The 25,203-nt window shown below is 61.8% G+C and carries 18 protein-coding genes; 13 read left to right on the top strand and 5 right to left on the bottom strand.

The window, feature by feature from the left end; translation table 11 throughout:
- Positions 1 to 104: 104 nt before the first annotated feature.
- Positions 105 to 1,031: a LysR family transcriptional regulator gene (locus O0882_RS15570; RefSeq protein ID WP_289949360.1), complete on the bottom strand. Its 927-nt coding sequence runs from the start codon at positions 1,029 to 1,031 to the stop codon at positions 105 to 107.
- Positions 1,032 to 1,145: 114 nt separating this feature from the next.
- Between O0882_RS15570 and O0882_RS15565 the strand changes: the two genes are divergently transcribed.
- The gene (locus O0882_RS15565; RefSeq protein ID WP_289949359.1) at positions 1,146 to 2,360 is read left to right on the top strand and encodes an MFS transporter; all 1,215 of its coding nucleotides are present in this window, start codon (positions 1,146 to 1,148) and stop codon (positions 2,358 to 2,360) included.
- A gap of 163 nt (positions 2,361 to 2,523) precedes the next feature.
- Here O0882_RS15565 and O0882_RS15560 read toward each other — a convergent pair whose 3' ends face one another.
- On the bottom strand, positions 2,524 to 3,177 hold the full coding sequence (locus O0882_RS15560; RefSeq protein WP_289949834.1) for a pentapeptide repeat-containing protein: 654 nt from the start codon (positions 3,175 to 3,177) through the stop codon (positions 2,524 to 2,526).
- Between the two features lie 340 nt (positions 3,178 to 3,517).
- Here O0882_RS15560 and alaC point away from each other — a divergent pair, with 340 nt between their 5' ends.
- From alaC to O0882_RS15510, 10 genes are all read left to right on the top strand, one after another.
- Positions 3,518 to 4,735, top strand: coding sequence for an alanine transaminase (gene alaC / locus O0882_RS15555; RefSeq protein ID WP_289949358.1), 1,218 nt, complete (start codon positions 3,518 to 3,520; stop codon positions 4,733 to 4,735).
- A 264-nt stretch (positions 4,736 to 4,999) separates the two neighbouring features.
- Entirely contained in the window at positions 5,000 to 5,902 is a 903-nt protein-coding gene (locus O0882_RS15550) for an HNH endonuclease (protein ID WP_289949357.1), read from the top strand.
- 387 nt (positions 5,903 to 6,289) lie between these two features.
- Complete coding sequence (gene metE / locus O0882_RS15545; protein ID WP_289949355.1) at positions 6,290 to 8,578, top strand: 5-methyltetrahydropteroyltriglutamate--homocysteine S-methyltransferase; 2,289 nt, start codon at positions 6,290 to 6,292, stop codon at positions 8,576 to 8,578.
- A 212-nt stretch (positions 8,579 to 8,790) separates the two neighbouring features.
- A complete protein-coding gene (locus tag O0882_RS15540; protein ID WP_289949353.1) occupies positions 8,791 to 9,285 on the top strand; it encodes a hypothetical protein in 495 nt (164 codons plus the stop codon).
- A gap of 244 nt (positions 9,286 to 9,529) precedes the next feature.
- On the top strand, positions 9,530 to 11,119 hold the full coding sequence (locus O0882_RS15535; RefSeq protein ID WP_071076735.1) for a TrkA C-terminal domain-containing protein: 1,590 nt from the start codon (positions 9,530 to 9,532) through the stop codon (positions 11,117 to 11,119).
- A 369-nt stretch (positions 11,120 to 11,488) separates the two neighbouring features.
- Complete coding sequence (locus O0882_RS15530; RefSeq protein ID WP_289949351.1) at positions 11,489 to 12,286, top strand: ankyrin repeat domain-containing protein; 798 nt, start codon at positions 11,489 to 11,491, stop codon at positions 12,284 to 12,286.
- Between the two features lie 382 nt (positions 12,287 to 12,668).
- Positions 12,669 to 13,859 (top strand): acyl-CoA dehydrogenase family protein, encoded by a 1,191-nt coding sequence (locus tag O0882_RS15525; RefSeq protein ID WP_289949349.1) that lies wholly within the window; start codon positions 12,669 to 12,671, stop codon positions 13,857 to 13,859.
- A 16-nt stretch (positions 13,860 to 13,875) separates the two neighbouring features.
- Positions 13,876 to 15,021 (top strand): acyl-CoA dehydrogenase family protein, encoded by a 1,146-nt coding sequence (locus tag O0882_RS15520; protein ID WP_289949348.1) that lies wholly within the window; start codon positions 13,876 to 13,878, stop codon positions 15,019 to 15,021.
- A complete protein-coding gene (locus O0882_RS15515) occupies positions 15,018 to 15,506 on the top strand; it encodes a MaoC family dehydratase (protein ID WP_289949346.1) in 489 nt (162 codons plus the stop codon). Before O0882_RS15520 ends, O0882_RS15515 begins: the two co-directional genes overlap by 4 nt.
- Complete coding sequence (locus O0882_RS15510) at positions 15,499 to 15,954, top strand: MaoC family dehydratase (protein ID WP_289949344.1); 456 nt, start codon at positions 15,499 to 15,501, stop codon at positions 15,952 to 15,954. Before O0882_RS15515 ends, O0882_RS15510 begins: the two co-directional genes overlap by 8 nt.
- On the opposite strand, the gene O0882_RS15505 is transcribed toward O0882_RS15510, so the two are convergent.
- From O0882_RS15505 to O0882_RS15495, 3 genes are all read right to left on the bottom strand, one after another.
- A complete protein-coding gene (locus O0882_RS15505) occupies positions 15,955 to 16,878 on the bottom strand; it encodes a diguanylate cyclase (protein WP_289949342.1) in 924 nt (307 codons plus the stop codon).
- Positions 16,875 to 21,377: a PAS domain-containing protein gene (locus tag O0882_RS15500; protein WP_289949340.1), complete on the bottom strand. Its 4,503-nt coding sequence runs from the start codon at positions 21,375 to 21,377 to the stop codon at positions 16,875 to 16,877. The genes O0882_RS15505 and O0882_RS15500 overlap by 4 nt, the downstream gene beginning before the upstream one ends.
- Positions 21,378 to 21,608: 231 nt before the next feature.
- The gene (locus O0882_RS15495) at positions 21,609 to 21,974 is read right to left on the bottom strand and encodes a NirD/YgiW/YdeI family stress tolerance protein (protein ID WP_219136549.1); all 366 of its coding nucleotides are present in this window, start codon (positions 21,972 to 21,974) and stop codon (positions 21,609 to 21,611) included.
- A 282-nt stretch (positions 21,975 to 22,256) separates the two neighbouring features.
- Between O0882_RS15495 and O0882_RS15490 the strand changes: the two genes are divergently transcribed.
- Both O0882_RS15490 and O0882_RS15485 read left to right on the top strand, forming a co-directional pair.
- Positions 22,257 to 23,960, top strand: a complete 1,704-nt coding sequence (locus tag O0882_RS15490) for a GspE/PulE family protein (protein ID WP_099763383.1) — start codon at positions 22,257 to 22,259, stop codon at positions 23,958 to 23,960.
- A 1-nt stretch (position 23,961) separates the two neighbouring features.
- On the top strand, positions 23,962 to 25,194 hold the full coding sequence (locus O0882_RS15485) for a type II secretion system F family protein (protein ID WP_289949336.1): 1,233 nt from the start codon (positions 23,962 to 23,964) through the stop codon (positions 25,192 to 25,194).
- Positions 25,195 to 25,203 lie beyond the last annotated feature (9 nt).

Here is a 25,203-nt window from a genome sequence, read left to right as displayed (position 1 = left end):
TCAATTGGATTGATATGCCGCGATGCAGCATAATGCACTTGTCTCCTCTATTCTCCTCCAAGAAAATAGATTCAGCCCGCTCTCGTAGCGGGCTTTTTTTTGTCTCAGATTTTGTGCGTTGGGAGTTGCACGTCGGGCTGGGCGGCCAGCAGGGCCGTGAGCCAGCCGGCAAACGCCTGCACCTTGGGTGTGGCCAGCCGGCCTTGCGGCGTCAGCAGCGACATGGGCATGGGCGTCGGCGGGTGATCGGTCAGCACGGCGACCAGCGCGCCGCTATCGAGGTGTTCGCGCACCTGATACACGGCCGCCTGCGCCAGTCCCAGCCCTTGCAAAGCGCAATCGACGCTGGCGTCGGCATCGTTGACGGCGATGGGGCCGGCCATTTGCACGCGCAGCACTTCCTTGCCTTGTTGAAAATCCCAGTCGAAAGCGCGTCCCGTGCGGCCCGAGTAATGCATGATGCCACGGTGCGTGGCCAGGTCCGCCAGGGTGTGCGGCGTGCCGTGCCGCGCCAGGTAAGCAGGGGACGCGCAGGTGACGAAGCGCATCAGGCCGACCTGTTTGCCGATGAAGGCGGAATCTTGCAAAGTGCCCACGCGCAAGGCGCAATCGATGCCTTCCTGCGTCAGGTCGACCAGACGGTCCGTCAGGCTCAGCTGCAATTGCACGTCCGGCCAGGCGGCGTGGAATTGCGCGATATGCGGCACGACCAGCCTGCGGCCTACCGTATTGGGCAAGTTGATGCGCAACAAGCCGCGCGGTTTTGTCGCGTCGGGGCCACGGAAGGCCAGCTCCGCCGTGTCGACGGCCTTCAGGATGTCGATGCAGTGGCGAAAGTACTCGGCCCCTTCCGGCGTCAGGGACAGGCGGCGTGTGGTTCGCTGCAGCAATTGCGTGCCCAGGTAGGCTTCCAGCTTTTGCAGGGTGGCCGTCAGCGCGGCGCGCGGCAAATTCAAGGTCTCGGCCGCCTTGGAAAAGCTGTTGGCTTCGACGATGCGCACGAAGGTCTGCATGGCCTTGATCTTGTCCATAGGATAGCTTCCATTGTTCATTTTATGTGAAAAGTGTAGGTGGATTATGCGCTAATTATCTTTACCCCGGTTTTGCCTAGAATGGCAACATCTCTACCGAACCGAGGAAACAACATGAACAAGGCCTCATCTTCCACTTCCCACGATATTTCACCCGGCATGGTGCTGCTGCTGGCCGTCGCTTCCGGCCTGATCGTGGCCAATCTGTATTACGCGCAAACCCTCGTCGGGCCCATCAGCGCCTCGACGGGCCTGTCGGCCAAGGCGGCCGGGCTGATCGTCACGCTGACGCAAGTCGGCTACACGCTGGGCCTGCTGTTTGTCGTGCCCTTGGGCGACTTGCTGGAAAACCGCCGCCTGATCATCACGGCCCTGCTGGTGACGGCCACCGCCCTGGTGGTCGCGGCCATGAGCACGGGCGCCATCGTGTTCCTCGCTGCCGCGCTGGCCATCGGCCTCGGTTCCGTGGCGGCGCAAGTGATCGTGCCGTTTGCCGCCCACCTGTCGCAGGAAGCGACGCGGGGCCAGACGGTGGGCAAGGTGGTCAGCGGTTTGTTGCTGGGCATCATGCTGGCCCGTCCCGTGGCGTCATTGGTGGCCGCGCACGCCAGCTGGCACGTGGTGTTTGGCGGTGCCGCCGTGCTGATGCTGCTGCTGGCGCTGGTGCTGCGCCGCGCCTTGCCCGTGCGCCAGCCCGTGTCGAACATGAAATATCCTGCCCTGATGGCCTCGCTGTGGCACTTGCTGCTGGGTACACCCGTGCTGCGCCGCCGCGCCGCCTATCACGCGGGCCTGTTTGGCGCCTTCAGCCTGTTCTGGACCGTCACGCCGCTGGTGCTGGCCAGCCCCGCGTTCGGCCTGTCGCAAACGGGCATCGCCATCTTTGCCCTGGTGGGCATGGCCGGCGCCGTTGCCTCGCCCATCGCCGGCCGCCTGGCCGATGCGGGCCACACTTTGCCGGCCACGGCCGCCGCGCTGGCGCTGGGCATCGTCGCGTTTGCCTTGCCGATGTTCGCGCCAACATCGAAGCACTTGGCGCTGGGCTTGCTGGTGGTCGCTTCCATCGTGCTCGACATGGGCGTGGCGGCGAATCTGGTACTGGGCCAGCGCGCCATCTTCAGCCTGGGCGCGGAAGTGCGGGGTCGCCTGAATGGCCTGTATTTCGCGCTGTTCTTTGCCGGCGGTGCGGCCGGTTCGGCCATCGGTGCCTGGGTGTATGCCAGCTACGGCTGGCCAGCGACCTTGCTGACTGGCATGGCGTTTCCGGGTCTGGCCCTGCTGGTGTGGCTGGCAGAATTTTTACCGCTGGCCACGCGCCGCCCGGCTTGAAACCCTGATGCCGTCTCATTATCACTGGCAGGAATTTCTATCATCATGAATATAAAGTGGCGTGATATGCCGCGATGCCGCAAGATGCACTTGTCTCCTCTATCTCCTCCAAGGAAATAGATTCAGCCCGCTCCCGCAGCGGGCTTTTTTTTGCCTGTTCAGATTAAATCACCACCAGATCGAGCGCGCGCATGAAGTTGGCTGCCTGCGCATGCGTGATGACGGCGCCTTTCAGCAGCGCCGCTTCGCTCAGTTTGAAACCGTCGATATCGGCGCCGCGCAAGTCCGCGCCCTGGAACTTCGCCAGCTTGATGGTGGCGTTGCGCAAGCTGCCCCCTTCGAAGACGGCGTCGCGGAAGTCGCAGCCGGCCAGGTAGGCATCGGAAAAGTCCAGCTGTTTCAAGATGGCTTTGCGGAAAGAAAAGCCGCGCAAGTCGGCGCCCACCAGCAGGCTGTCTTCGAAGCTGAGGCCCAGGTGGGCCACTTCCTCGAACGAGGCGCCCGTCAGCTTGCAGCCGCGGTAGGTGACCGAGGCCAGCTTGGCGCGCCGCCACTTCGTGTTGTTCAGGTCGCAGCCTTCGAACGTGGCGTCGACGGCGTCGACGGATTCGAAATCGGCGCTGCCGGCGCGGCAGCGGCGCCAGGTGCTGCGTGCCAGCTTGCTGGCAAACAAGTTCGTTTCGGCAAAGGTGCAGCGTTCAAACGTGCAGCCCTGCAAGTCGAGGCGCGACAAGTCTTCGCCGTCGAAGGCGCACTCGATGAAGTGGTGCACTGCTTGCGCCAGTTGCCGCTCGATGCCGGCGCGGTCCAGGGTCATGCTGCTTGCCGCGGTGTCGTGTGTTGCCATCCGTCTCATTCCTAAAATAAAAAGCAGGGGAGGGATGGCGCGGCGGAAAACATGCACGAACCAGAACACCTCCCCGGCTGGTGGTCCAGCCAAAGGTCAGCGCCGTGGGTCCGCGTGGGCGGGAGCATGCCGGACGGTGCCGGGCACTTACCGGGTTACCAACCGGTGCGCTCATTTTCGATCAGCGCGTATTGTAGCGCGTCCGAATCGCCCTTGCCAGTTTGCGCAAGCTCGGGTTAGTATCGTTGCAGGCGCATGCATTGCGCCAACGTCGCTCGGACGGATCCGGGCGCTTACGTAAAGAGATATCATGACCGACAGCCAAGCTCCGCGCAGCTTTTCGCGCATCAATCGCCTTCCCCCCTACGTTTTCAATATCACCGCCGAGCTCAAGATGGCCGCGCGCCGCCGTGGCGAGGACATCATCGACATGTCGATGGGCAATCCCGATGGCGCCACGCCGGCCCACATCGTGGACAAGCTGGTCGAGACGGTGAAACGCCCCGACACGCACGGCTATTCCGCCTCCAAGGGCATTCCGCGGCTGCGCCGCGCGATTGCCCACTGGTACAAGAAACGCTACGAGGTCGACATCGACCCGGACAGCGAAGCCATCGTCACCATCGGCTCGAAAGAGGGCCTGGCGCACCTGATGCTTGCGACGCTGGACCGTGGCGACACGGTGCTGGTGCCGAATCCCAGCTACCCCATCCACATCTGGGGCGCCGTGATCGCGGGCGCCGATATCCGTTCCGTGCGCATGGGGCCGGGCGTGGATTTCTTTGCCGAACTGGAACGGGCCATCCGCGAAAGCTACCCGAAGCCGAAGATGATGGTGCTGGGTTTTCCGTCCAACCCCACGGCGCAATGCGTGGAACTGGAGTTTTTCGAGCGCGTCGTCGCGCTGGCGAAGCAGCACAATATTCTGGTGGTGCATGACCTGGCGTATGCCGACATCACCTTCGATGGCTGGAAGGCGCCGTCCATCATGCAGGTGCCCGGCGCGCGCGACGTGGCCGTCGAGTTCTTCACCATGTCGAAAAGCTACAACATGGCGGGCTGGCGCATCGGTTTCATGGTGGGTAACGCGGAACTGGTGTCGGCCCTGGCGCGCATCAAGAGCTATCACGACTACGGCAGTTTTACGCCCGTGCAAGTGGCGGCCATTGCCGCGCTGGAAGGCGATCAGAGCTGCGTGACGGAAATCTGCGCCCAGTACCAGCGCCGCCGTGACGTGCTGGTGAAAGGCTTGCATGAAGCGGGCTGGATGGTGGAAAAGCCGAAGGCGTCGATGTACATCTGGGCGCATATCCCTGAGGCTTACCGCCATCTGGGTTCGCTGGAGTTTGCCAAGCTGCTGTTGCAAAAAGCCAAGGTCAGCGTCTCGCCCGGCATCGGTTTCGGCGAATACGGCGACGAATACGTGCGCTTCGCTCTGATCGAAAACGAGGCCCGCGTACGGCAGGCGTTGCGGGGCATTAAGAATATGTTGCGTTCCGGCGACGCAAAGACGGCAGCGACAGCATAGAAGTTGCCGTATGGAATGAACTGTTGCCCCTAATATCACTGCCGCATATTTCTGACATCACGAATATAAAGTGGTTTTATATGCTGCAACGCGGCATCATTCACCTGTCTCCTCTATCTTCCTCCAAGGAAATAGATTCAGCCCGCTCCCGCAGCGGGCTTTTTTTTGCCTGGAAATTCATATTTGTTGTCTGAAAAGTATTTTGTGGACCTTGAATGGCAATGCATGTTTCAATGCGCGGCTATCCTCCTACGAAAGTCCGACATGGCACATGAAAATCTCAGCAAAGGACATCAAAAAGTTCCTGAGGCGGACACGTTTTTCATCAATAGCGATGCAACGTCAAATAATGAGTTCAGTTTTCATAACGAATGGTTAGTCAGGGGCGTTGCAGTGACAAGTGGCGGCCCCGAGTTCCTGGAAAAAATCAAGCGGCCCAAGCGCGGTGACACCCTGCTGTTATGGGTAAACAAGATCGGTATTGTTGCTGCTGGCACGGTGCTCGATGACGCGCCAGTCATTGTGTATCGCGGCGGGGGAGTGGTCAGTCCGAATGAACCAGAAGAGTATCACCGCACGGTGCGCTGGTATGCGGATCTGCGCAGTACGCCTGTTTCCTCGGCCGAAGTCGTCGTTTTTCACGGCACCAATCCGCGACAAGCTTTCGGGGCCTTGAACAAAGGGAAGGAAGCCATCCTCGCATTGATCGCCAGCAGGGTGGAGCAAAATGATATCCATGATTTGCTTTCGAGGGGGAAGGGGCGATCAACGGAGATAGAAATACTGTGCCAGGCCCGGCTCGGCCAAGGCAGGTATCGGGACGAATTGCTCGCATTGTGGGACAGGAAATGTGCTGTAACGGGTTGCGATCTTGAGCCAGTTTTGCGTGCATCGCATGCCTTGTCCTGGCAAGGGGCTACTGATCAGCAGCGCCTTGATCCCCATAACGGCTTGCCGCTGATCGCGACCCTGGATGCCTTGTTCGATCGGGGCTTGATCAGCTTTGCAGACGATGGCGCCATGCTGTGCTCCCCCTCGCTGCTGGGGCGGCATCGTGAACTGATCGGATTACCTGCTCCGTTGCGCATCGTTTTGATGGAAGAACAGAAATATTATCTACGCATGCATCGGCAACGCTTTGCGTTTTGTTCGCCGCCCCAGGATTGAATGGTGGCCGCAACTGCCGTTGATGTCGCTGCCTGTTTCGCAACTTGTACGAGATATGGATAATTCATATCTCCACTATCACAACATGTCATTGGATTGATAGGCTGCAATGCGGCATCATGCATTTGTCTCCTCTATATTCCTCCAAGAAAATAGATTCAGCCCGCTCCCGCAGCGGGCTTTTTTTTTGCCCGTCGCCGTCACACAGTGCAGGTGCTCGATGCTGTCGTCCGTCTTGTGCGGGTCGGGCGTGACCCGCGCAAGACGGCCAGATGCATTCGAGCATGATTTCACATGAGCTGCATTCATGGATATATAAAATATTATCATTATTTTTAATGGATGGAACCTTCTATGATGTGTGCATACTTCATAAGGAGCACCGTCATGACCGTCACGACACATAATCTGGGCTACCCGCGCATCGGCGCCAAACGCGAATTGAAATTCGCCCTGGAAGATTACTGGAAGGGCCAAAGCAGCCTGGACGCGCTGGAAGGCCAGGGCGCGGAGTTGCGCCAGCGCCACTGGCAAGAGCAGAGCGCGCTGGACCTGGCGCCCGTGGGCGACTTTTCCTTCTACGACCAGGTGCTGGATCTGAGCTTTACACTGGGTAACTTGCCGCAGCGCGTGCGTGGCCTGGAAGGCGCGGCGCTCGATAACTATTTTCGTGTGGCGCGTGGCCGCTCGGCCAGCGACAGCGATTGCAGCTGCGTCCATGCCGGTGAAATGACGAAATGGTTCGACACCAATTATCACTACATCGTGCCGGAATTTGCGGCCGACACGCAATTCAAGCTCGACAGCAGCCGCCTGTTGCAACAACTGGCGCAAGCGCGCCAGCTCGGGGTGAAAGCCAAGCCCGTGCTGATCGGCCCCGTCACCTATTTGTGGCTGGGCAAGGCCAAGGATGATTCCGACAAACTGGCGCTGCTGCAAGGCTTGCTGCCCGTCTACGTGCAACTATTGCAGGAACTGGCCGCGCAAGGCGTGGAGTGGGTGCAGATCGATGAACCGATCCTCGTCACGGAACTGGGCAGCGACTGGCAGCAAGCGCTGCTCATGGCCTACGCGGCCTTGAGCAAGGTCCATCACGTCAAACTGCTGCTGGCCACGTATTTTGGCAAGCTGCAAGACAATTTAACGCTGGCGTGCAAGCTGCCGGTGCAAGGCTTGCACCTCGACGCCGTGAATGCCCGCGATGAAGTGGAGCAAGTCATCGCGCAGTTGCCCGCTACCAGCGTCTTGTCGCTGGGTGTGGTGAATGGCCGCAATATCTGGAAGACGGACTTGAATGACGTGCTGGCATGGCTGGAACCCGTGCATGCCAGCCTGCAAGCGCGCCTGTGGATCGCGCCGTCGTGCTCGCTGCTGCACGTGCCCGTCGACCTGGCCAGCGAACAAAAGCTCGACGCCGATATCCAGTCCTGGCTGGCCTTTGCCCGTCAAAAGCTTGATGAAGTACACACCATTGCCGGCGCCCTGAACCATGGCCGCGCCTCCGTGCAGGCGGCGCTCGATGCCAATCATGCGGCCGTGCAAGCGCGCCGCCAGTCGCCGCGCGTGCACAATCCGGAAGTGAAAGCGGCCGTGGCCCGCATCGACACCAGCCTGGGCCAGCGCGTGAGCGGCTATGCCGAGCGTGCCGTCAAGCAAGCTGCGCTGCTGCAACTGCCGCTGTACCCGACGACGAGCATCGGCTCCTTCCCGCAGACGGCGGAAATCCGCCAGGCACGCAGCCAGTTCCGCAGCGGCCAGCTGGACGCAGCCAGCTACAAAAAACTGATGCAGGCGCAAATCGCCCATTGCGTCAGGGAGCAGGAAACCCTGGGCCTGGACGTCTTCGTGCACGGCGAAGCGGAACGCAATGACATGGTGGAATATTTCGGCGAGCAGCTCGATGGCTACGCCTTCAGCCAGTTCGGCTGGGTGCAATCGTATGGTTCGCGCTGCGTGAAGCCGCCCATCCTGTTCGGCGACATCAGCCGCCCCCGCTCCATGACGGTCGAGTGGAGCATCTACGCCCAGTCGCTGACGGACAAGCCGATGAAAGGCATGCTGACGGGCCCTGTCACCATCCTGAACTGGTCCTTCGTGCGCGACGACCAGCCCCGCGCCGTATCGTGCTACCAGTTGGCGCTGGCCATCCGCGCCGAAGTGCTGGACCTGGAACAGGCCGGCATCCGCGTGATCCAGATCGACGAGGCGGCGCTGCGCGAAGGCTTGCCACTACGCAAGTCGCAATGGGCCGAATACCTGCGCTGGGCCGTGGAATCGTTCCGCATCACGGCCAATGGTGTGGCCGACGAAACGCAAATCCACACGCACATGTGCTATTCGGAATTCAACGACATCATCGCGCAGATCGCCGACATGGATGCGGACGTCATCACGATCGAAACCTCGCGTTCCGACATGGAATTGCTCGACGCCTTCGATGATTTTAACTATCCGAACGACATCGGCCCCGGCGTCTACGACATTCACTCGCCCAATATTCCGAGCCAGGAACAGATGGTGAAACTGATGCGCAAGGCGGCCGAGCGCATTCCCGCACACCGCCTGTGGGTCAACCCCGATTGCGGCTTGAAGACGCGTGGCTGGAAAGAGGTCATTCCCGCGCTGGCGAACATGGTGGCGGCGGCAAAAACCTTGCGCGGCGACAACGTGGCCTGAGGCTGGCCGGAGGGAGAGGGCAGATATAGGGAATAACTATTTCTATCATCACAACATGCAATTGGATAATGATGCTGCGATGCGGCATAATTCATTTGTCTCCTCTACTTCCTCCAAGGAAATAGATTCAGCCCGCTCCCGCAGCGGGCTTTTTTTTTGTTTCATCGCTTAAGATACCCTTGCTTGACCATATACATAAAGGAGGCAAGTTGATGATTTCTTTGTTGCGCGCCGTGGGCATGCTTGCGCTGATGGCGCTCGGCGCCTGCTCGGCGGAAAAATACCCGTTCGACCGCCATTTGGCCCAGTTGCGTCCGGACACGGTCACAGCGCTGCCCGATATGGGGTGGCCAGCCGGCACGCTGCTGTGTCCGATGGGTCTTTATCAGAGCGAGTTGAGCGACTTGGCGCCTCATGCAGATCGCGTTAACTTGTTCCTGAAGCAAAAGCATTTTCTCGGGGAGGAAGGCCGTTGGTCGCTCATCGTCGTCAAGCCGCTGCCGCAGGGAGACGCCGGTATCGAGCAGCTGTTTTTCAAGCGTGCAGATTATGACGTGATCAATGATCCGCAACGCATCGCGCGCGATGTGCAGACAGTGCCAGCGGGGTTTGCGCCGCAGGATTGCGTAACCGTAGAGCAAGCCCGCGTGCTGGTGACGCGTGAACCAGGATCGCATCGAAAACTCATTATTTTCGGAACGGTCTGACGAGATATTGATAAAGCATATTTCTATCATCACAATATACAATTAGACTTATATGCTGCAACGCGGCATCATTGCACCTGTCTCCTCTACTTCCTCACAGGAATTAGATTCAGCCCGCTCCCGTAGCGGGCTTTTTTTTGCCCGTTTTTGACCGCATTAACGTGCGCACGCTTGCTTGTCATCCTCGCCATCGTGTTGCTTTTGTGCATGCTAAACTGGGCTTTCTCCAGATCAAGGTTGTTTGATGCTTCAATTATTTCGCCACACGCTGGAGTCGACGCCGATCCTCGCCCTGTTTCTCGTCATCGGCGCCGGTTATGCGCTGGGGCGCATCAGCGTGTTCGGCTTTTCGCTGGGCGTGGGTGGCGTGCTGTTCGCCGGGCTGGCGCTGGGCGCATTTGCTCCCGGGGCCGTACCGCCGCCGATGGTCGGCTCCATCGGCTTGCTGTTGTTTCTGTATGGCATAGGCGTGCAGTATGGCGTGCAGTTTTTCGCCGGCTTGCGCGGCGCGGGGCAGAAACACAATCTGATCGCCTTTGCCGCCGTCATGGGCGGCCTGGCCGTGTCCGTCTGGGGCGGGCAGTGGATCGATATCTCGCTGCGCATGGCCAGCGGCGTGTTTGCCGGCGCCATGACCAGCACGGCGGCCCTGCAGGCGGCGCTGGAAGCGTCGCACGGCAATGGCGATGCGGCCGTCGGCTATGCCGTCGCGTATCCGTTCGGCGTCGTCGGCCCCATGCTGGGCCTGTACCTGGCCGGGCGCATATTAAAACCCGTGCTGACGCCGCCGCCGGCGCCCATCGTCGTGTCGGAAATTACCATCGATGAAGCGAAATTGGCGGGCGCCGCCCTGTCCGAACTGGCCGATGGCCCGCTGGCGGGCGTGCAAGTGATCGGCGTGCGCCAGGGCCACCAGAACCGCTTGCCCGATCCGGGCCTGGTGCTCGGCGTGGGTGACGCCTTGATGGTGTCGGGCACGGTGGCGGGCGTGGAAGCGGCGCGCACGGCGCTGGGCCATCTGGACCCGGGCCGCCTGATGAAGGACCGCAGCGCGTTCGACGGCACGGAAGTGTTCGTGTCGGACGCGGAAATCGTCGGCGTGCCCTTGGGCGAGCTGAACCTGGCAAAAGACTTCCCGCTGCAGATCGCTTTCATACGCCGCGGCGACGCCATGATTTTGCCGCACCCGTTCCTGACCTTGGAATTCGGCGACAGGGTGATGGCTATTGCGCCAGCGAAACATGCGGCCGACGTGCGCAAGCTGTTCGGCAATTCCATCACGGCCACGGCCGAGTTCAGCTATGTCTCGCTGGGCATGGGCATGGTGCTGGGTGTGCTGCTGGGCCTGGTGCCGATACCGTTGCCGTGGATAGGTTCGTTCAGCCTGGGCCTGGCCGGCGGGCCGCTGGTGATGGCGCTGATTCTGGGCCGCCTCGGTAGAGTGGGCAAGATCAGCTGGCGCTTGCCGCTGTCGGCCAACCTGGTCATGCGCAACTATGGCTTGACGATTTTCCTCGCCTCCGTCGGCATGGCGTCCGGTTTACCCTTCGTGCAGCAGGTGGGCGCCGATGGCTTGCCCATGCTGGTGCTCGGTGCCGTGACGGTGCTGGTGGTGGTCGCGCTGGTTGTGATTTTGGGCAAGATTTTCCTGCGCCTGCCGTTTCCTGAATTGCTGGGCATTGCGGCCGGCGCCACGGGCAACCCGGCCGTACTGGTATTTGCCAACCGCCTGGCCAAGTCGGACCGCCCGAACCTGGGCTACGCCATGATTTTCCCCAGCATGACCATCGTCAAGATCGTTGCCGTGCAGGTGTTGCTGCATTTGTATGGGTGATTTCCTGCATGGGTGGGTCTGCCAAATACGCCACACTGTTATTCTTACTTTCCTTGAGAGCGCTTCCAAAACAGTTGCGCTTCTCGACCACAACTTCCATCCTGGAGTCTTATAAAGAACGGTTCCTGGTTTTGCGCAGTTCAGATAACTTCGGATTCGGCCAACTTGGGATCTGTTTATCGTGTGACTGCAAGTGACGCCCCGGTTCATATGGAAGCGGTAAATTGACACTGCCATGCTTGCGGTGGACACGCGCACGGGCATTACGTAAAATGCAATAATTCCCTGTGCAATGATTTACTGATGCAGTCATTTTGGCAGTGGTAATGATTCGCCGTGCGGATGTCAATTAAAGGAAAAATAAAATATATGAATGTCTTGAATATAAAGTCAGTTTTCGTCGTGCTGCTGTCGTGCTTGGCAATGTTTGTCTCGTCTACCGTTTATGCAGGCGACTCACTTGATAATGACCTCAATGAGGCGGCATACAAGGGCGACACCAAAGAAGTGGTACGACTGCTGCAGCAAGGGGCGCACGTTGATGCGGCCAATAAGTACGGGGCACGCGCCATTGATTTCGCAGCCATGCGCGGCTATACAGAGATGGCCAGGATATTAATCGATGCTGGAGCCAATATCGAGCAAAAAAGTGGGAAGTACGAAAATACTGTCCTCATGCATGCTGTTGAAAAGAAAGGCAGCCTGGAGATTTTGCAGATGCTGATTGCGGCTTCTGCCAATGTGAATGTTACTGACAAGGCTGGCAAGACAGCATTATTTGGAGCCTGTTATAGTGGAAATGCGGAAGCGGCCAAGCTGTTGTTGGCAGCCGGGGCGAAAGTTGACCATGCAGATAACAATGGCATACAGCCTATCCATTTTGCTGTTGATAAGGGATATGAGCGTAGCCATACCTTGCAACACGAAGAGGTTGTTAAAGTATTGCTGGATGCTGGCGCAAAGATCGATGCCCAGGATAAGAATGGCTGGCAACCCATCCACTATGCTGCGGACGGAGTAAATGTCCCGCTCGTGAAATTCCTGATTGAATCCGGTGCGGATATTAACGCTCCGTCCATCGACGGTTTGACCCCATTGCAAGTCGCTAAAAGGCGCGACGTGTGGGGACGTGTTTATCGGGCCATGGATGAATTACGTGTGAAATAGAAATGCGTATGCTGTTCCCGCCACCCATGAAGAAAGAAGAATCGGCTTGGCGGTCGGCGTGATACCGTTGAGTTTTTAATGTTGCCGCCAGGGCGGTGCATCGATGGATAGGCTGGCATGGCGCTGGATGGCTCCTTCGGAGCAAATCCAATGACGCCGGCGTGGGAATAAATTGCCAGCCGCAGCCGCTGGCCATCTCTTTCCAGCTTACACCGATTCCCGCCCATTCCAGCTATTTCTCCCTCATGGCGCCAGCCCATGCAAAACCCCTGGCGCCGCTCCCAATCTGTTGTACAATCCTTGAGAACGGTCGTGCTTTTTTGTGCGCTGAGCTTCCTTGCGTGCAGTCATCACGGCAACCGATAAGAACAAGGAGACAGACATGGACCTGCATTACACGGCCGAGGAGACGGCTTTCCGCGACACGGTGCGCGCCTTCCTCGACACCCATCTGCCGGCGGACTTGCAGCGCAAGGTGCGCCAGCATCTGCGCCTGAAGCGTGATGATTATGTGCGTTGGCACAAGATTGTCGCGCAGCAAGGCTGGGCCGCGCCGGCCTGGCCCGTCGAACATGGCGGCACGGGCTGGACGTCCGTGCAGCGCCACATATGGGAAGACGAGTGCGCGCGCGCCGCCACGCCGCCCATCCTGCCATTCGGCGTCAATATGGTGGCGCCCGTCATCATGGCCTTCGCCAACGCCGAGCAAAAAGCATACTATCTGCCGCGCATCCTCAATTGCGACGACTGGTGGTGCCAGGGCTATTCGGAGCCGGGCGCCGGTTCCGACCTCGCCTCGCTGAAAACCACGGCCGAGCGCGACGGCGACCATTACATCGTGAATGGCCAGAAAACCTGGACCACGCTGGGCCAGCACGCCGACATGATCTTTTGCCTGGTGCGCACGGATAGCACGGTGCGCAAGCAGGAAGGCATCAGTTTTTTGCTGATCGACATGAAAACGCCGGGCATCACCGTGCGCCCCATCATCATGCTCGATGAAGAACATGAAGTGAACGAAGTCTTCTTTGACAACGTGCGCGTGCCCGTCAGCAATCTGGTGGGCCAGGAAAACAAGGGCTGGACCTACGCAAAATACCTGCTGGGGCATGAGCGCACGGGCATCGCCGCCGTTGGCCGCTCCAAGCGCGAGCTGACTTTCCTCAAGCAACTGGCCATGCAGCAAACCAAGCGCGGCGCGCCGCTGCTGCACGATCCCGCCTTTGCCGCCAAGGTCGCTACCCTGGAAATCGAATTGATGGCGCTGGAAATGACGGTCTTGCGCGTCATCAGCGATGAAGGCAAGGGGCCGGGACCGCAAGCCTCGATGCTGAAGGTGCGCGGCTCGGAGCTGCAGCAGCAGTTGACGGAACTGATGGTGGAAGCCATCGGCCCGCAAGCCTTGCCCTTCGACCCGGCATTTCTCGACGGCAGCGCGCCGCACAGCGGAGGCGGCGACGACCTGGCCGCGCCGCTGGCTGCGTACTACTTCAATTACCGCAAGACATCGATCTATGGCGGCTCGAATGAAATCCAGAAAAATATCATCACGCAGATGATCCTGGGCCTGTAAGCCAGAAGGAGACGACATGGACTTCCATTTTAATCAGGAACAGCAGCAATTTGCCGACGCGCTCAGGCGCTGGGTCGACAAGGATTACCCATTTGAAACGCGCAAGCAGATCGTCCACTCGGCCACGGGCACGTCCGATGCCGCCTGGGCCACCCTGGCCGAGCTGGGCATGACGGCCTTGCCGCTGCCAGCCGGCGTGGGCGGTTTCGACGGCACGGCCGTCGACATGCTGCTGGTGATGCAGGAACTGGGCCGCGGCCTGGTGGTCGAACCGTATTTCGCCACCGTGCTGGGCGCGCGTTTCCTCACGTTGGCGGGCGGTCACGACGCCGTGCTGGAGCAGGTCGCCAGTGGCAGCCTGAAGCTGGCCTGCGCGCTGGGCGAACGCCAGTCGCGCCACGATATGCACGATATCGCCACCACGGCCAGCGCCAGCGGTGACGGTTTCGTGCTCGATGGCGAGAAAACCGTCGTCATTCATGGCGCGCAGGCGGGTGCGTTGATCGTCTCGGCGCGCAGCAGTGGCAGCCAGGATGAGACGAATGGCATTTCGCTGTTCCTCGTGCCTTTTGACGCGCCCGGCGTTTCCGTGCGCGATTACCGCAGCATCGACGGCCAGCGCGCCGCCACCGTGACTCTGGTGCAAGTGGTGCTGGGCCAGGACGCGCTGATCGGCCAGGCCGGGCTGGGCTGGGCCGTGCTCGATGCAGCGCTCGACTATGGCGCCGCCCTGTTGTGCGCGGAAGCCGTGGGCGCCATGGACGCCATCTTTGCCGCCACGCTCGAGTATTTAAAAACGCGCCAGCAGTTCGGCGCGCCGATCGGCAAATTCCAGGCCTTGCAGCACCGCATGGCCGACATGTTCATCCACCTGGAGCAGGCCCGCTCGATGGCCATGCTGGCCGCCGCCAAGGTCGACAGCGAGGATGCGTCCGAGCGGCGCCGCACGGTCTCCGCCGCCAAGGCGCGCGTGGGACTGGCCGCCACCTTTGTCGGGCAGCAAGCCGTGCAATTGCATGGCGGCATGGGCGTGACGGATGAATTGCCCGCCGCCCACCATTTCAAGCGCCTCTCCATGATCGCCCTGACCCTGGGCGACGTGGAGCACCATATCGAGCGCTTTATCGCCCAGCCGGGCTTTTTGCCGACGGAGACCGCATGACCGCATTGACGGAAATTAAACCCAAGCATTGGTATTTCGAAGATTTTACGCAGGGACTGGAAATCGACCTGGGCCAGCGCCACGTGACGGAGGCGGAAATCATCGCCTTCGCCACGGATTTCGACCCGCAGCCGTTTCACGTCGACCATGCGGCCGCCGAAAAGACCATCTTCAAGGGCGTCATCGCCAGCGGCTGGCACACCTGCGGCATGATGATGCGCCTGGTGGTGGACAATCTGCTCAAGCACTCGTCCAGCATGGGCTCGCCCGGCCTGGACAGCATCCGCTGGCTCAAACCCGTGCGCGCGGGCGATACCCTGCACCTGGCCTACCAGGTCAAGGAAGTGCGGCCATCCACATCGAAGCCGGACCGCGGCATCGTCATTTCCGTGTGGAGCGTGCGCAACCAGCATGGCGAGGTGGTGACCACCGTCGAAGGCATGGGCATGTTCGGCCGCCGTCCGGCAGGAGAAAAGCATGCGTGATATCGCCGGCATTGCCGGTTTTCAGGCATTGGCGGGGCAGCACGTGGCCGTCTCCGACTGGCTCACCATCACCCAGCAGCGCATCGACACCTTCGCCGACGCCACGGACGACCATCAGTGGATTCATGTGGATGCCGAGCGTTGCGCGCGCGAGTCGCCCTACGGCTGCACCGTGGCGCACGGCTTCCTGACGTTATCGTTGTTGCCCGCCATGCTTGCGGGTGCGCTGCACATGGCCGGCATCCGCATGGCCATCAACTACGGCCTGAACAAGGTGCGCTTTCCCGCACCCGTGCCCGTCGGCAGCCGCTTGCGCGCGCGGCTCGACATTCTTGCCGTCGACGACGTGCCGGAAGGGGCGCAAGTGAACTGGGGCGTGACCATGGAGCGGGAAGGCGACACGAAACCTGTGTGCGTGGCGGAGTTTCTGATGCGCTGCTATCCGTAATTACTCCCCCTCCGCCGCGCAATACCTGTCCCGTCCCGTATGCTTGGCGCGGTACAGCAGGGCGTCGGCGGCGCGGATCAGGGCGCTGGGGTCCATGCCTTCGGTGGGCATGACGCTGGCCATGCCCAGGCTGACGGTGACGTGCGGGCCGACGCTGGACCTGGCGTGGGCAATTTCCAGGGCGCGCACTTCCTCGAGGATGCGCTGGGCCACCACTTCGGCGCCGTCGCGCGTTTCCTGCGGCAACAGGATGATGAATTCCTCGCCGCCGTAGCGCGCCAGCAGGTCGGGCGGGCGCACGGCGCAGCGGCGCAGGGCGGCGCTCACCTGCTGCAGGCACAGGTCGCCCGCCTGGTGGCCATACGTATCGTTGTAATCCTTGAAATGGTCGATATCGGCCATGATGATGGCCATCGGCACGCCGTCGCGCGCGCAGCGCCGCCATTCGCTGTCCATGGCTTCGTTGAAGCTGCGCCGGTTGGCCACGCCCGTCAGCGAGTCCGTCAGCGTCAGTTCGCGCATGGCGTCGGCTTGCCGCTTGATGGTCAGCTGGCTGCGCACGCGGGCCCGCACGACGGCCGCGTTGAACGGTTTCGTGATGAAATCGACGGCGCCCGCTTCCAGCGCCCGCGTCTCGTCTTCGGGCTGGTTCAGGGCCGTGACGAAAATGACGGGAATGGCGCAGAGGAGGGCCGATTCGCGTAAGGCGCTGCACACGGCATAGCCATCCATGCCGGGCATGACGGCGTCGAGCAGGATCAGGTCCGGCAATTGATTCTGTGCGATTTCCAGCGCCTTCACACCGCTCAGGGCGAACAGCACCTCGTGTTCCTCGCGCAGCAGCTGGTGCAGGATCTGGATGTTTTCCATGGCGTCATCGACGATGAGGATGCGCCCGTTCATGGCAAGGTTGGTCCAGCTCACTTGTTTTCCTCTCGTTTCAGCTGATCGAGCACGAGTTTTTCCGCTTCGGAAAAATTCAAGGTCTCGATCGCGTTTGCCATCGCCAGCGCCGCTTCCCGGTCTGACTGTTGCAGGGCGGGGTGCAGGGCGTGGAAGTGCGCCAGCGCCTTCAGGTTATTGTTGCGGATCAAGACAAGCAGTTCGGCCAGGCCGGCGTGCACGTCGAGCGGCGCGCTGCCGGACGCGGCAGCTGGCGGCTGGCCGCGCCGCAGGGGCGAGGGCAGGGCGCGCGTCGCTTTGATGACTTCGCTCATCGCCCGTTCCAGCTGTCCCAGCAAGGCGGCCGTGGCGTGCGATTGCCCCGTTTTCAACGCCTTTTCCGTCTCGGCGGCCAGGCGGGCGACGTGCGTGGCGCCCAGGTTGGCCGCCACGCCGCAGACGCGGTGCAGCAACTGCGCCGCCTGCTGCGTCTGGCCAGCGGCCAGCAGGCGCCGCGTTTCCTCGACGGCGTCGCCTTGCGAATTCTCAAAGCGCTTGAGCAGGGCCAGGAAGGCGCCGTAGTCGCCGCCGAAGCGCTGCAGCGCTGCCGCCAGGTCGATGCCGGCCACCGTGGCCGGTACCTCCCGCATGGGCACGACGGCATGGCCGGCCGGGACGGCGCTGGTGCCGCCGCTGCCGCTCCCGCCCAGGGGCGCCGGCACCAGCCGGGTCAGGGTCTCGATCATGTCGTCGACATCGATGGGCTTGGCCACGTGCGCATTCATGCCGCTGGCGATGGCGCGCAGGCGGTCCTCGTGCATGGCATTGGCCGTCATGGCGATGATGGGCAAGTCCGGCAAGCCCAGCGCGCGGATGGCCAGCGTCGCGTCATAGCCATTCATGACGGGCATCTGCAAATCCATCAGCACCACGTCCCAGGCGTGCGGCGTGCTGGTGAGCAAGTCGACGGCCAGCTGGCCGTTGGCGGCCATGGCCACGCGCGCGCCCGAGTGCAGCAAGATGTACTGCGCCACTTCCTGGTTGATTTCATTGTCTTCCACCAGCAGCACGCGCATGCCTTCCAGCAAGCCCGACAGGGGCGTGGACACGGGCAGCGCGGATGGCGCGCTGCGGCCATTGCGTCCATCCCGCACGGCAGTCACGGCCGCCAGCAGGCGCGCCGGGGTGGCCGGTTTCGAAACGATGCCGGCCAGCATCAGGCTGTCGGCCAGGCGTTCGAGGTTTTCGCTGTCCTGGTCGGCCACCAGCATGATCACGGGTGGTAGCGCCAGGTATTCGTCGGTGCGCGCCTCGGTGAGCATGGAAATGCCATCCATGCCGGGCATGGCCGCGTCGAGCAGCACAAGATCTGCCGGCGGCAAGCCGTCCAGGCCGCTGGCGCTGGCGCGCAGCAGCGCCAGGCCGGCTGCGCCGCTGTCGGCGCTGCGGCTGTGCCAGCCCTGCGCCGCGCACCAGTCTGTCAGCATGGCGCGCACGCTGGCATTGTCGTCGATGATCAGCAGCGACAGGGCCTTGGGCGTATTCTTGCCGGGCGGCTCGGGCGGTGGCGCCACCTTATCGAAGCGACAACTGAAACGGAAGTCGGAACCTTCGCCCAGCGCGCTTGTCACGCTGAGTTTGCCCCCCATCAATTCCACCATGCGCCGGCAGATGGCCAGCCCCAGTCCCGTGCCGCCGTATTTGCGGCTGGTGCCGCTGTCGCCCTGGGAAAACGCGTCGAAGATGCGTTCCTGTTCGGCCGCGGCTATGCCGATGCCAGTGTCGCGCACGGAAAACTCCAGCGTGGCGCTGGCCGCATCCTCGGCCACCATGGTGATGGCCAGCACCACTTCGCCATGCGCGGTGAATTTGACGGCGTTGCCCACCAGGTTGAGGAGGATCTGTTCCACGCGCAGGGCGTCGCCGATCAGTTCGTCCGGCACGCCGGGGGCGAGCACAAATACGGGCTCCACGCCGCGCGCCCAGGCGCTGTTGGCCAGCAGCACGCTGACGCTGCCCAGCAGGCGATCGAGCTGGAAGCGGCGCTGTTCCAGCACCATCTGTCCCGCCTCGATCTTGGAAAAGTCCAGCACGTCGTTGACGATATTGAGCAGCGATTGCGTGGCCATCTGGATCTTGCCGACATAGCTGCGCTCGCGCCGTTCCAGCGGCGACTCTTCCAGCAGGCGCGCCAGGCCGATGATGGCGTTCATCGGCGTGCGGATTTCATGGCTCATGTTGGCGACGAACTCGCTTTTCGCGATACTGGCCGCCTCGGCCTTGTCGCGCGCGCGCACCATTTGCTCGTTGAGTTCATGCAGGCGCAATTCCGTGCGCTTGAGTTCAGAGACGTCTGAGGCCAGCACGAAGAAGCCGCGCACGCCGCCGCTGTCGTCGACATCGGGAATGTAGTTGGTCCACGTATGGCACACCTGGCCCGTGGGATCGAGCAGGTCGCGCTCGAAGCTTTGCGGCCGGCCCGCCAGCACGCCTTCGACATGGGGCGCATACACGTCGAACAGTTCCTGCCCCAGCAATTCGCGCATGTGGATGCCGGCCAGCTCGGCGCTGCTGCGGCCAAACCATTCGTTATAGAAATTATTTGCGAAGCGGCAACGCAGATCGGCACCCCAGTACGACACCATGCCGGGCAGGTTGTCGGTGACGGTGCGGATGAAGCGCTCGTTCTGTTCCAGGCGTAAGGTGGTGGCGTGCAGCACCTCGGTGGCACGCTTGCGATCCGTGATATCGATCGAGACCCCCAGTACGTGGCTGGCGCGCCCCGCATCGTCGCGCAAGACCACCTTGCGCGTGGTGAAGTAGCGCGTGGTGCCGTCGGCCGTATTGATCGCTTCCTGTTCGATTTCCACCATCTGCCCCGTGGCCAGCAGCTTGCGGTCGGCGCTGACGAAGGCGGCCGCCTGCTGCGGCGGGAAGAAGTCGTGGTCCGTCTTGCCCAGTAATTGCTCGCGTGAGCGTCCCAGGGTCAGTTCCGCGTGGCGGTTGACCATTTCAAAGCTCAGCTTGTCGGCGCGCTTGACGAAGACCATGGCCGGAATGTTTTCGATGATGGTGCCGAACAGGTGTTTCGAGCGGCGGAATTCCGCTTCGCTGCGCTTGCGCTCGCTAATATCCAGCCACAGGCCCGACACGCCCAGCAATTGCCGCTCAGGACCGAAAATCGGGTGATACGAGACGATCCAGTGGCTCAGCTGTTCGCGCTGCTGCCCGCTGTGGCCGCTCAACTCCATGTCGACGATGGGCATGCCCGTCTCCAGCACCTGGCGCACGCAGCGCTCCACGTCCGCGCGCACGGCGTCGTCGAATAGCATGGCGCCCACGGGACGGCCCAGATGCTGCGTCGCGCTGGCGCCGTGGATGGCGGCCAGGTAATGGTTGATCATGACGATGCGCAAGTCCAGGCCCACGAACAGCATGCCGATGGGTGCCGTCGCGTACACGGTTTCCAGCAGGCGCGTGGATTTTTCCAGGGCCAGCGTGCGTTCGGCCACCAGGCTCTCGAGCTGCGTGCGGTGGCGCCGCAGGTCGCGTTCCAGCGCGCCCAGGGCGGCGGCCATGTCGGCCGATTCGCGGTCCGCGTGCTTGTTCGAGAGCAAGGGTTTGCCCTGCGCCAGCGCCTGGATCTGCAACGTGAGTTCCTGCAGGGTGCTGGCCAGGCGTCCGCCCACGCGCCAGGCCAGGGCAAAGCCGGCGCCCAGCAGCAGGGCCAGGATGACGGAACCCGTGACTACCGAGCCCAGCAGCGCTTCGGCCACCGTGCTGCTGCGCATGGTGACGGCCACCGTCCAGCTGTCGTCGGGAGCGCGGCGAAAGCCCGTGTAGACGTCCAGGTCTTCCAGCGTGGCATGGCGCAGCACGCCTTCGCGCGCCTGGCGTATCTGTTCCAGCAGGGGCGCCACGCTGCGCTGGCCCACGTAGCGCTGCGGCGCCAGGGTGCGCGCCACGTTGATGCCGTCGGCATTGATGATGGCCGCACCCAGGTAGGCCGGCAGGTGCAGTTCGCGCAACAGCAAGGGCAGGTAGTCGGGCGGGTACAGGGCCGTCAATACATGGGCGGCACCCTGGGCACGCGGCAAGGGCAGGTTCAGCGCCAGGCGCGGCACCTCGTCCGGCGCCAGGAGCAGGCTGGTCAGCCGCGGCTTGCCGTACTCGCGCGTGCGTTCCATGCTGGCGGCCCATTTTTGCGGCAAGGGGGGCGGCACCAGGTTGGCGGGCAGGGCAGTATTGACCAACTGACGTCCCCTGGCATCGGAGATGATGAAGGCGCTGACGGCCAGGCCTGGCTGCAACAGGCTGTCGGTCAGGGCGCGCAGGGCGCCGATGTCGTCCGTTTGCAGGGCGGGTGAGGCGGCGAGGATGCGCGCGGCCATCTGGGCGCCGTTCAGGTCGCGTTCGACGGCGGCGGCGACTGCCCGCGCCGCCTGCGCCGTTTCGCTGACGACATGCTCGCGTTCGCGCGTGTAGCTTTGCGCCACGAGCAGCAGAAACACGAGCGCCGTCGGCATGACCCAGGCGAGCACCAGCCATGAAATTCTTGAGCGTATCGAAGGCAAATCTTGCACCCGGAAGGCTCCCAGAATGGATGAGTCGACAGGCAGGCTCACGCTGGCGCTGGCTGACCTTGAATGAAAAGATGCTAGACGAAATTGATTGCTCTGACAAGCCTAGTTTCTTGAATGGAAAAGCTTGTGCAAGGTATACAGAAGAGGGGTGATGCCCATCCCGCCGTGGCGGCGGGATGGCAAGGACGCTTACGGGACGACGGTCAGCACGTCGACATCGATTTCCGGGCTTTCCATGAAGTCTTTTTCCACTTCGCCACGGATTTCCACCTGGGTTTTGGCGTCGATCTTGCGGTTCATGAAGACCTTGTCGTCGATGTCCACGCGGATTTCCGCCGTGCCATCGGAGAAGGTGTATTTTTCCTTGCCCACTTTACGCAGCAAATGGCCGCGCAGCACGACGGCCTGGTCGTCGACGGGATTTTTCAGGATGGCGGCCACGCTGCTGGGCGCGGTAGGGCCGGCCGTCGGTCCGACGTATTGGGCTTGTGCGCTGCCGGCCAGCAAGGCGCTGGCGGCGGCCAGGGAGACGATGAGTTTGCGGTGCAATGACATGGTATTCCTTTGATAGTGACGGCCTTGTCAGAAAAACACGGCGGTGCGGAGAATGATAGCACCGGTATTGCCGCAGGGTTCGTTCGCCCGCACGCCGCCCGTGCTCGCCGAAAGGGATTGCCATGCGCGCACGCGGGCGGCAAGTGTTTCCTTGTGGTGTGTTGAAATGCGCGAAAATCAAGCCACAGAATGTATTTTCTTTAAGAAACAACAGGTTCTGGAATAAAATACCCCCGCACGCCGCTGGCGTGCATCGTCTGAAGCATCTGTCGAGGAGCAAGCATGGCAAGGCCAGAGAAAGTCCGGCTCGGTGAAATTTTGGTGCAGCAGAAATTGCTGACGGAAGAACAGTTGGGCCAGGCCTTGACGGAACAGAAGCGCTCGGGGCGCAAGCTGGGCCGCGTTTTTGTCGAGCACGGCTTTGTCACGGAAGAGCAAATTTCGGGCGCCCTGGCGCGCCAGCTCGACATTCCCTACATCAACCTGAAGTTTTTCAACATCAATCCCGAACTGGTGCGCCTGTTGCCGGAAACCCAGGCGCGGCGCTTTCGCGCGCTGGTGCTGGAAGACCGGCGCGAGGGATTGCTGGTCGGCATGTCCGATCCCACCGACCTGTTCGCGTACGATGAAATCTCGCGCCTGGTCAAGCGCCACATCGAGCTCGCTGTCGTCAATGAAACGGAAGTGCTGGCCGCCATCGACCGCATCTACCGCCGCACGGAGGATATTTCCACCCTGACGCGCGAGCTGGAGCAGGACCTGGGCGACGTCTCCGTCGACTTTGGCGCGCTGGCCGCCAATCCGGGCCTGGAAGAGGCGCCCATCGTCAAGCTGCTGCAATCGGTGTTCGAGGATGCCACGCAGGTGCGCGCCTCGGACATCCACATCGAACCGCAGGAAGGCCGGCTGCAGATCCGTTTCCGCATCGACGGCGTGCTGCACCTGCAGACGGAAGCGGACAGCAAGATCGCCAGTTCGCTGGCGCTGCGGCTAAAACTGATGTCGGACCTGGATATTTCCGAGAAACGCTTGCCGCAGGATGGCCGTTTCGCCATCCGCGTGAAAAACCAGCGCATCGATGTGCGTATCTCCACCATGCCGACGCAGTACGGCGAATCGGTGGTGATGCGGCTGTTGAACCAGGGCGGCACGACCTTGCGCCTGGACGCCATCGGCATGCCGCCCCAGCTGGTGGAACGCTTCCGCGCCATCGTCAACCGCCCCAACGGCCTGGTGCTGGTGACGGGGCCGACGGGTAGCGGCAAGACGACGACCTTGTACTGCGCCCTGGCCGAACTCAATTCCGTGGAAAAAAAGCTCATCACGGTGGAAGACCCGGTCGAGTACCGCTTGTCCGGTATTAACCAAGTGCAAGTGAACGAGAAGATCGAGCTGAGCTTTGCCCGCGTGCTGCGCTCGGCTCTGCGGCAAGATCCCGATATCGTGCTCGTCGGCGAGATGCGCGACCAGGAAACGGCGCAAATCGGCTTGCGCGCCGCCATGACGGGTCACCTGGTGCTGTCGACCCTGCATACCAACGACGCCATCAGCACGCCGCTGCGCCTGATGGACATGGGCGTGCCGCGCTACATGGTGGGCAGCTCGCTGCAAGCCGTGCTGGCGCAGCGCCTGGTGCGCGTGATCTGTGAAAGCTGCAGCACGCCCTACGTGCCCACGCCGAACGAATACGAGTGGCTGCGCCTGGAACTGGGCGAGCTGGTCGAGCGCAACCAGTATTTCCACGGCAAGGGCTGCTCGCATTGCAATGGCATGGGTTACCGGGGCCGCACGGGCGTGTACGAATTGCTGGAAATCACGCGCGCCGTGGCCGATGCCGCCAACCATGCCGATCCGTCCCACTTCATGAAGGTGGCGACGGCGCAAATGGCGGGCGACACCCTGCGCCGCCACGCCGTGCAACTGGTGGTACAGGGCCGCACGACGGTGATGGAAGCGATGCGCATCAGCAACCAGAGCGAGGATTGAGGTGCCATTTTTCTCCTACAAGGCGCGTAATGCCAGCGGCGAGCTGCTGACCGGCGTGATGGAAGGCGCCGACAGCGGCGCCGTGGCCGACCAGTTGTTTTCCACCGGCGCGACGCCGGTGGAAATCCTGGTAACCAAAAAAGCCGCCACCACCGGCGCCGATATCGGCTGGTGGCAAAAACTGACGGAGAAAAAAGTCAGTTCGATGGACGTGCAGTTGTTCAGCCGCCAGCTGTACACCCTGCTCAAGGCGGGCGTGCCCATCATGCGCGGCCTGGCCGGCCTGCAGGAGTCCGCCATCAGCCCCGCGTTCGGGCGCATCATCAAGGATGTGCGCGAATCGCTCGACGCGGGCCGCGAACTGTCGGCCGCCATGGCGCGCCACCCCACCGTGTTTACGCCGTTTTACCTGTCGATGGTGCGCGTGGGCGAAATGACGGGGCGCCTCGATGAAGTCTTCCTGCGATTGTTCGACCACCTGGAGTTCGACCGCGACATGCGCGCGCGCGTGAAGTCGGCCACGCGCTACCCCAGTTTCGTGATCGTGGCCATGCTCGTCGCCATGGTCATCGTCAATATGTTCGTGATTCCCCAGTTCGTGACAGTGTTCGCCAGCTTCAATGCCGAACTGCCCTTGATGACGCGCATCCTGATCGGCACGTCGGCCTTCATAGTGGCGTATTGGCCTTTGCTGCTGGTACTGACTATTGCCGCGATAGCCGCTTTCCGGGCCTGGTTACGCACCGTGCCTGGCCGCTACACATGGGATCGTTACAAGTTGAAATTTCCTATCGCCGGCAAGATCATCCTGAAAGGCACGATGGCGCGCTTCGCGCGCAGCTTCGCCCTGTCCAGCACCAGCGGCGTGCCCATCGTGCAGGCGCTGACGGTGGTGTCGCAGACGGTGGATAACGCCTATCTGTGCGCCCGCGTCGAGCAGATGCGCGACGGCGTCGAACGCGGCGACAGCATCCTGCGCACTTCGGTGGCGGCGGGCGTCTTCACGCCAGTGGTGCTGCAAATGATCGCCGTCGGTGAAGAGTCCGGTTCGCTGGATGAGCTGATGGATGAAATCGCCCAGATGTACGAGCGCGAAGTCGATTACGAATTGAAGACCTTGTCCGCGCAGATCGAACCCATCCTGATCGCCTTTCTTGGCGCCATGGTGCTGGTGCTGGCGCTGGGCATCTTCCTGCCCGTGTGGGACCTGGGCAAGGTGGCCCTGCATAAATGAAGCCGCGTA

It is taken from the genome of Janthinobacterium sp. SUN073 (assembly GCF_030397665.1).
Taxonomy (GTDB): domain Bacteria; phylum Pseudomonadota; class Gammaproteobacteria; order Burkholderiales; family Burkholderiaceae_D; genus Janthinobacterium.
Note: the sequence above shows the minus strand (reverse complement) of the source record. Positions and strands in the feature narration are given on the sequence as shown.

Excerpts from the sequence above, each read along its gene's own strand:
- O0882_RS15560 (WP_289949834.1), bottom strand. The coding sequence starts at position 3,177 with ATGACCCTGGACCGCGCCGGCATCGAGCGGCAACTGGCGCAAGCAGTG.
- O0882_RS15490 (WP_099763383.1), top strand. The coding sequence starts at position 22,257 with ATGGCAAGGCCAGAGAAAGTCCGGCTCGGTGAAATTTTGGTGCAGCAG.
- O0882_RS15535 (WP_071076735.1), top strand. The coding sequence starts at position 9,530 with ATGCTTCAATTATTTCGCCACACGCTGGAGTCGACGCCGATCCTCGCC.
- O0882_RS15525 (WP_289949349.1), top strand. The coding sequence starts at position 12,669 with ATGGACCTGCATTACACGGCCGAGGAGACGGCTTTCCGCGACACGGTG.
- O0882_RS15565 (WP_289949359.1), top strand. The coding sequence starts at position 1,146 with ATGAACAAGGCCTCATCTTCCACTTCCCACGATATTTCACCCGGCATG.
- O0882_RS15540 (WP_289949353.1), top strand. The coding sequence starts at position 8,791 with ATGATTTCTTTGTTGCGCGCCGTGGGCATGCTTGCGCTGATGGCGCTC.
- O0882_RS15530 (WP_289949351.1), top strand. The coding sequence starts at position 11,489 with ATGAATGTCTTGAATATAAAGTCAGTTTTCGTCGTGCTGCTGTCGTGC.
- O0882_RS15570 (WP_289949360.1), bottom strand. The coding sequence starts at position 1,031 with ATGGACAAGATCAAGGCCATGCAGACCTTCGTGCGCATCGTCGAAGCC.
- O0882_RS15550 (WP_289949357.1), top strand. The coding sequence starts at position 5,000 with ATGGCACATGAAAATCTCAGCAAAGGACATCAAAAAGTTCCTGAGGCG.
- metE (WP_289949355.1), top strand. The coding sequence starts at position 6,290 with ATGACCGTCACGACACATAATCTGGGCTACCCGCGCATCGGCGCCAAA.
- O0882_RS15495 (WP_219136549.1), bottom strand. The coding sequence starts at position 21,974 with ATGTCATTGCACCGCAAACTCATCGTCTCCCTGGCCGCCGCCAGCGCC.
- alaC (WP_289949358.1), top strand. The coding sequence starts at position 3,518 with ATGACCGACAGCCAAGCTCCGCGCAGCTTTTCGCGCATCAATCGCCTT.
- O0882_RS15515 (WP_289949346.1), top strand. The coding sequence starts at position 15,018 with ATGACCGCATTGACGGAAATTAAACCCAAGCATTGGTATTTCGAAGAT.
- O0882_RS15510 (WP_289949344.1), top strand. The coding sequence starts at position 15,499 with ATGCGTGATATCGCCGGCATTGCCGGTTTTCAGGCATTGGCGGGGCAG.
- O0882_RS15520 (WP_289949348.1), top strand. The coding sequence starts at position 13,876 with ATGGACTTCCATTTTAATCAGGAACAGCAGCAATTTGCCGACGCGCTC.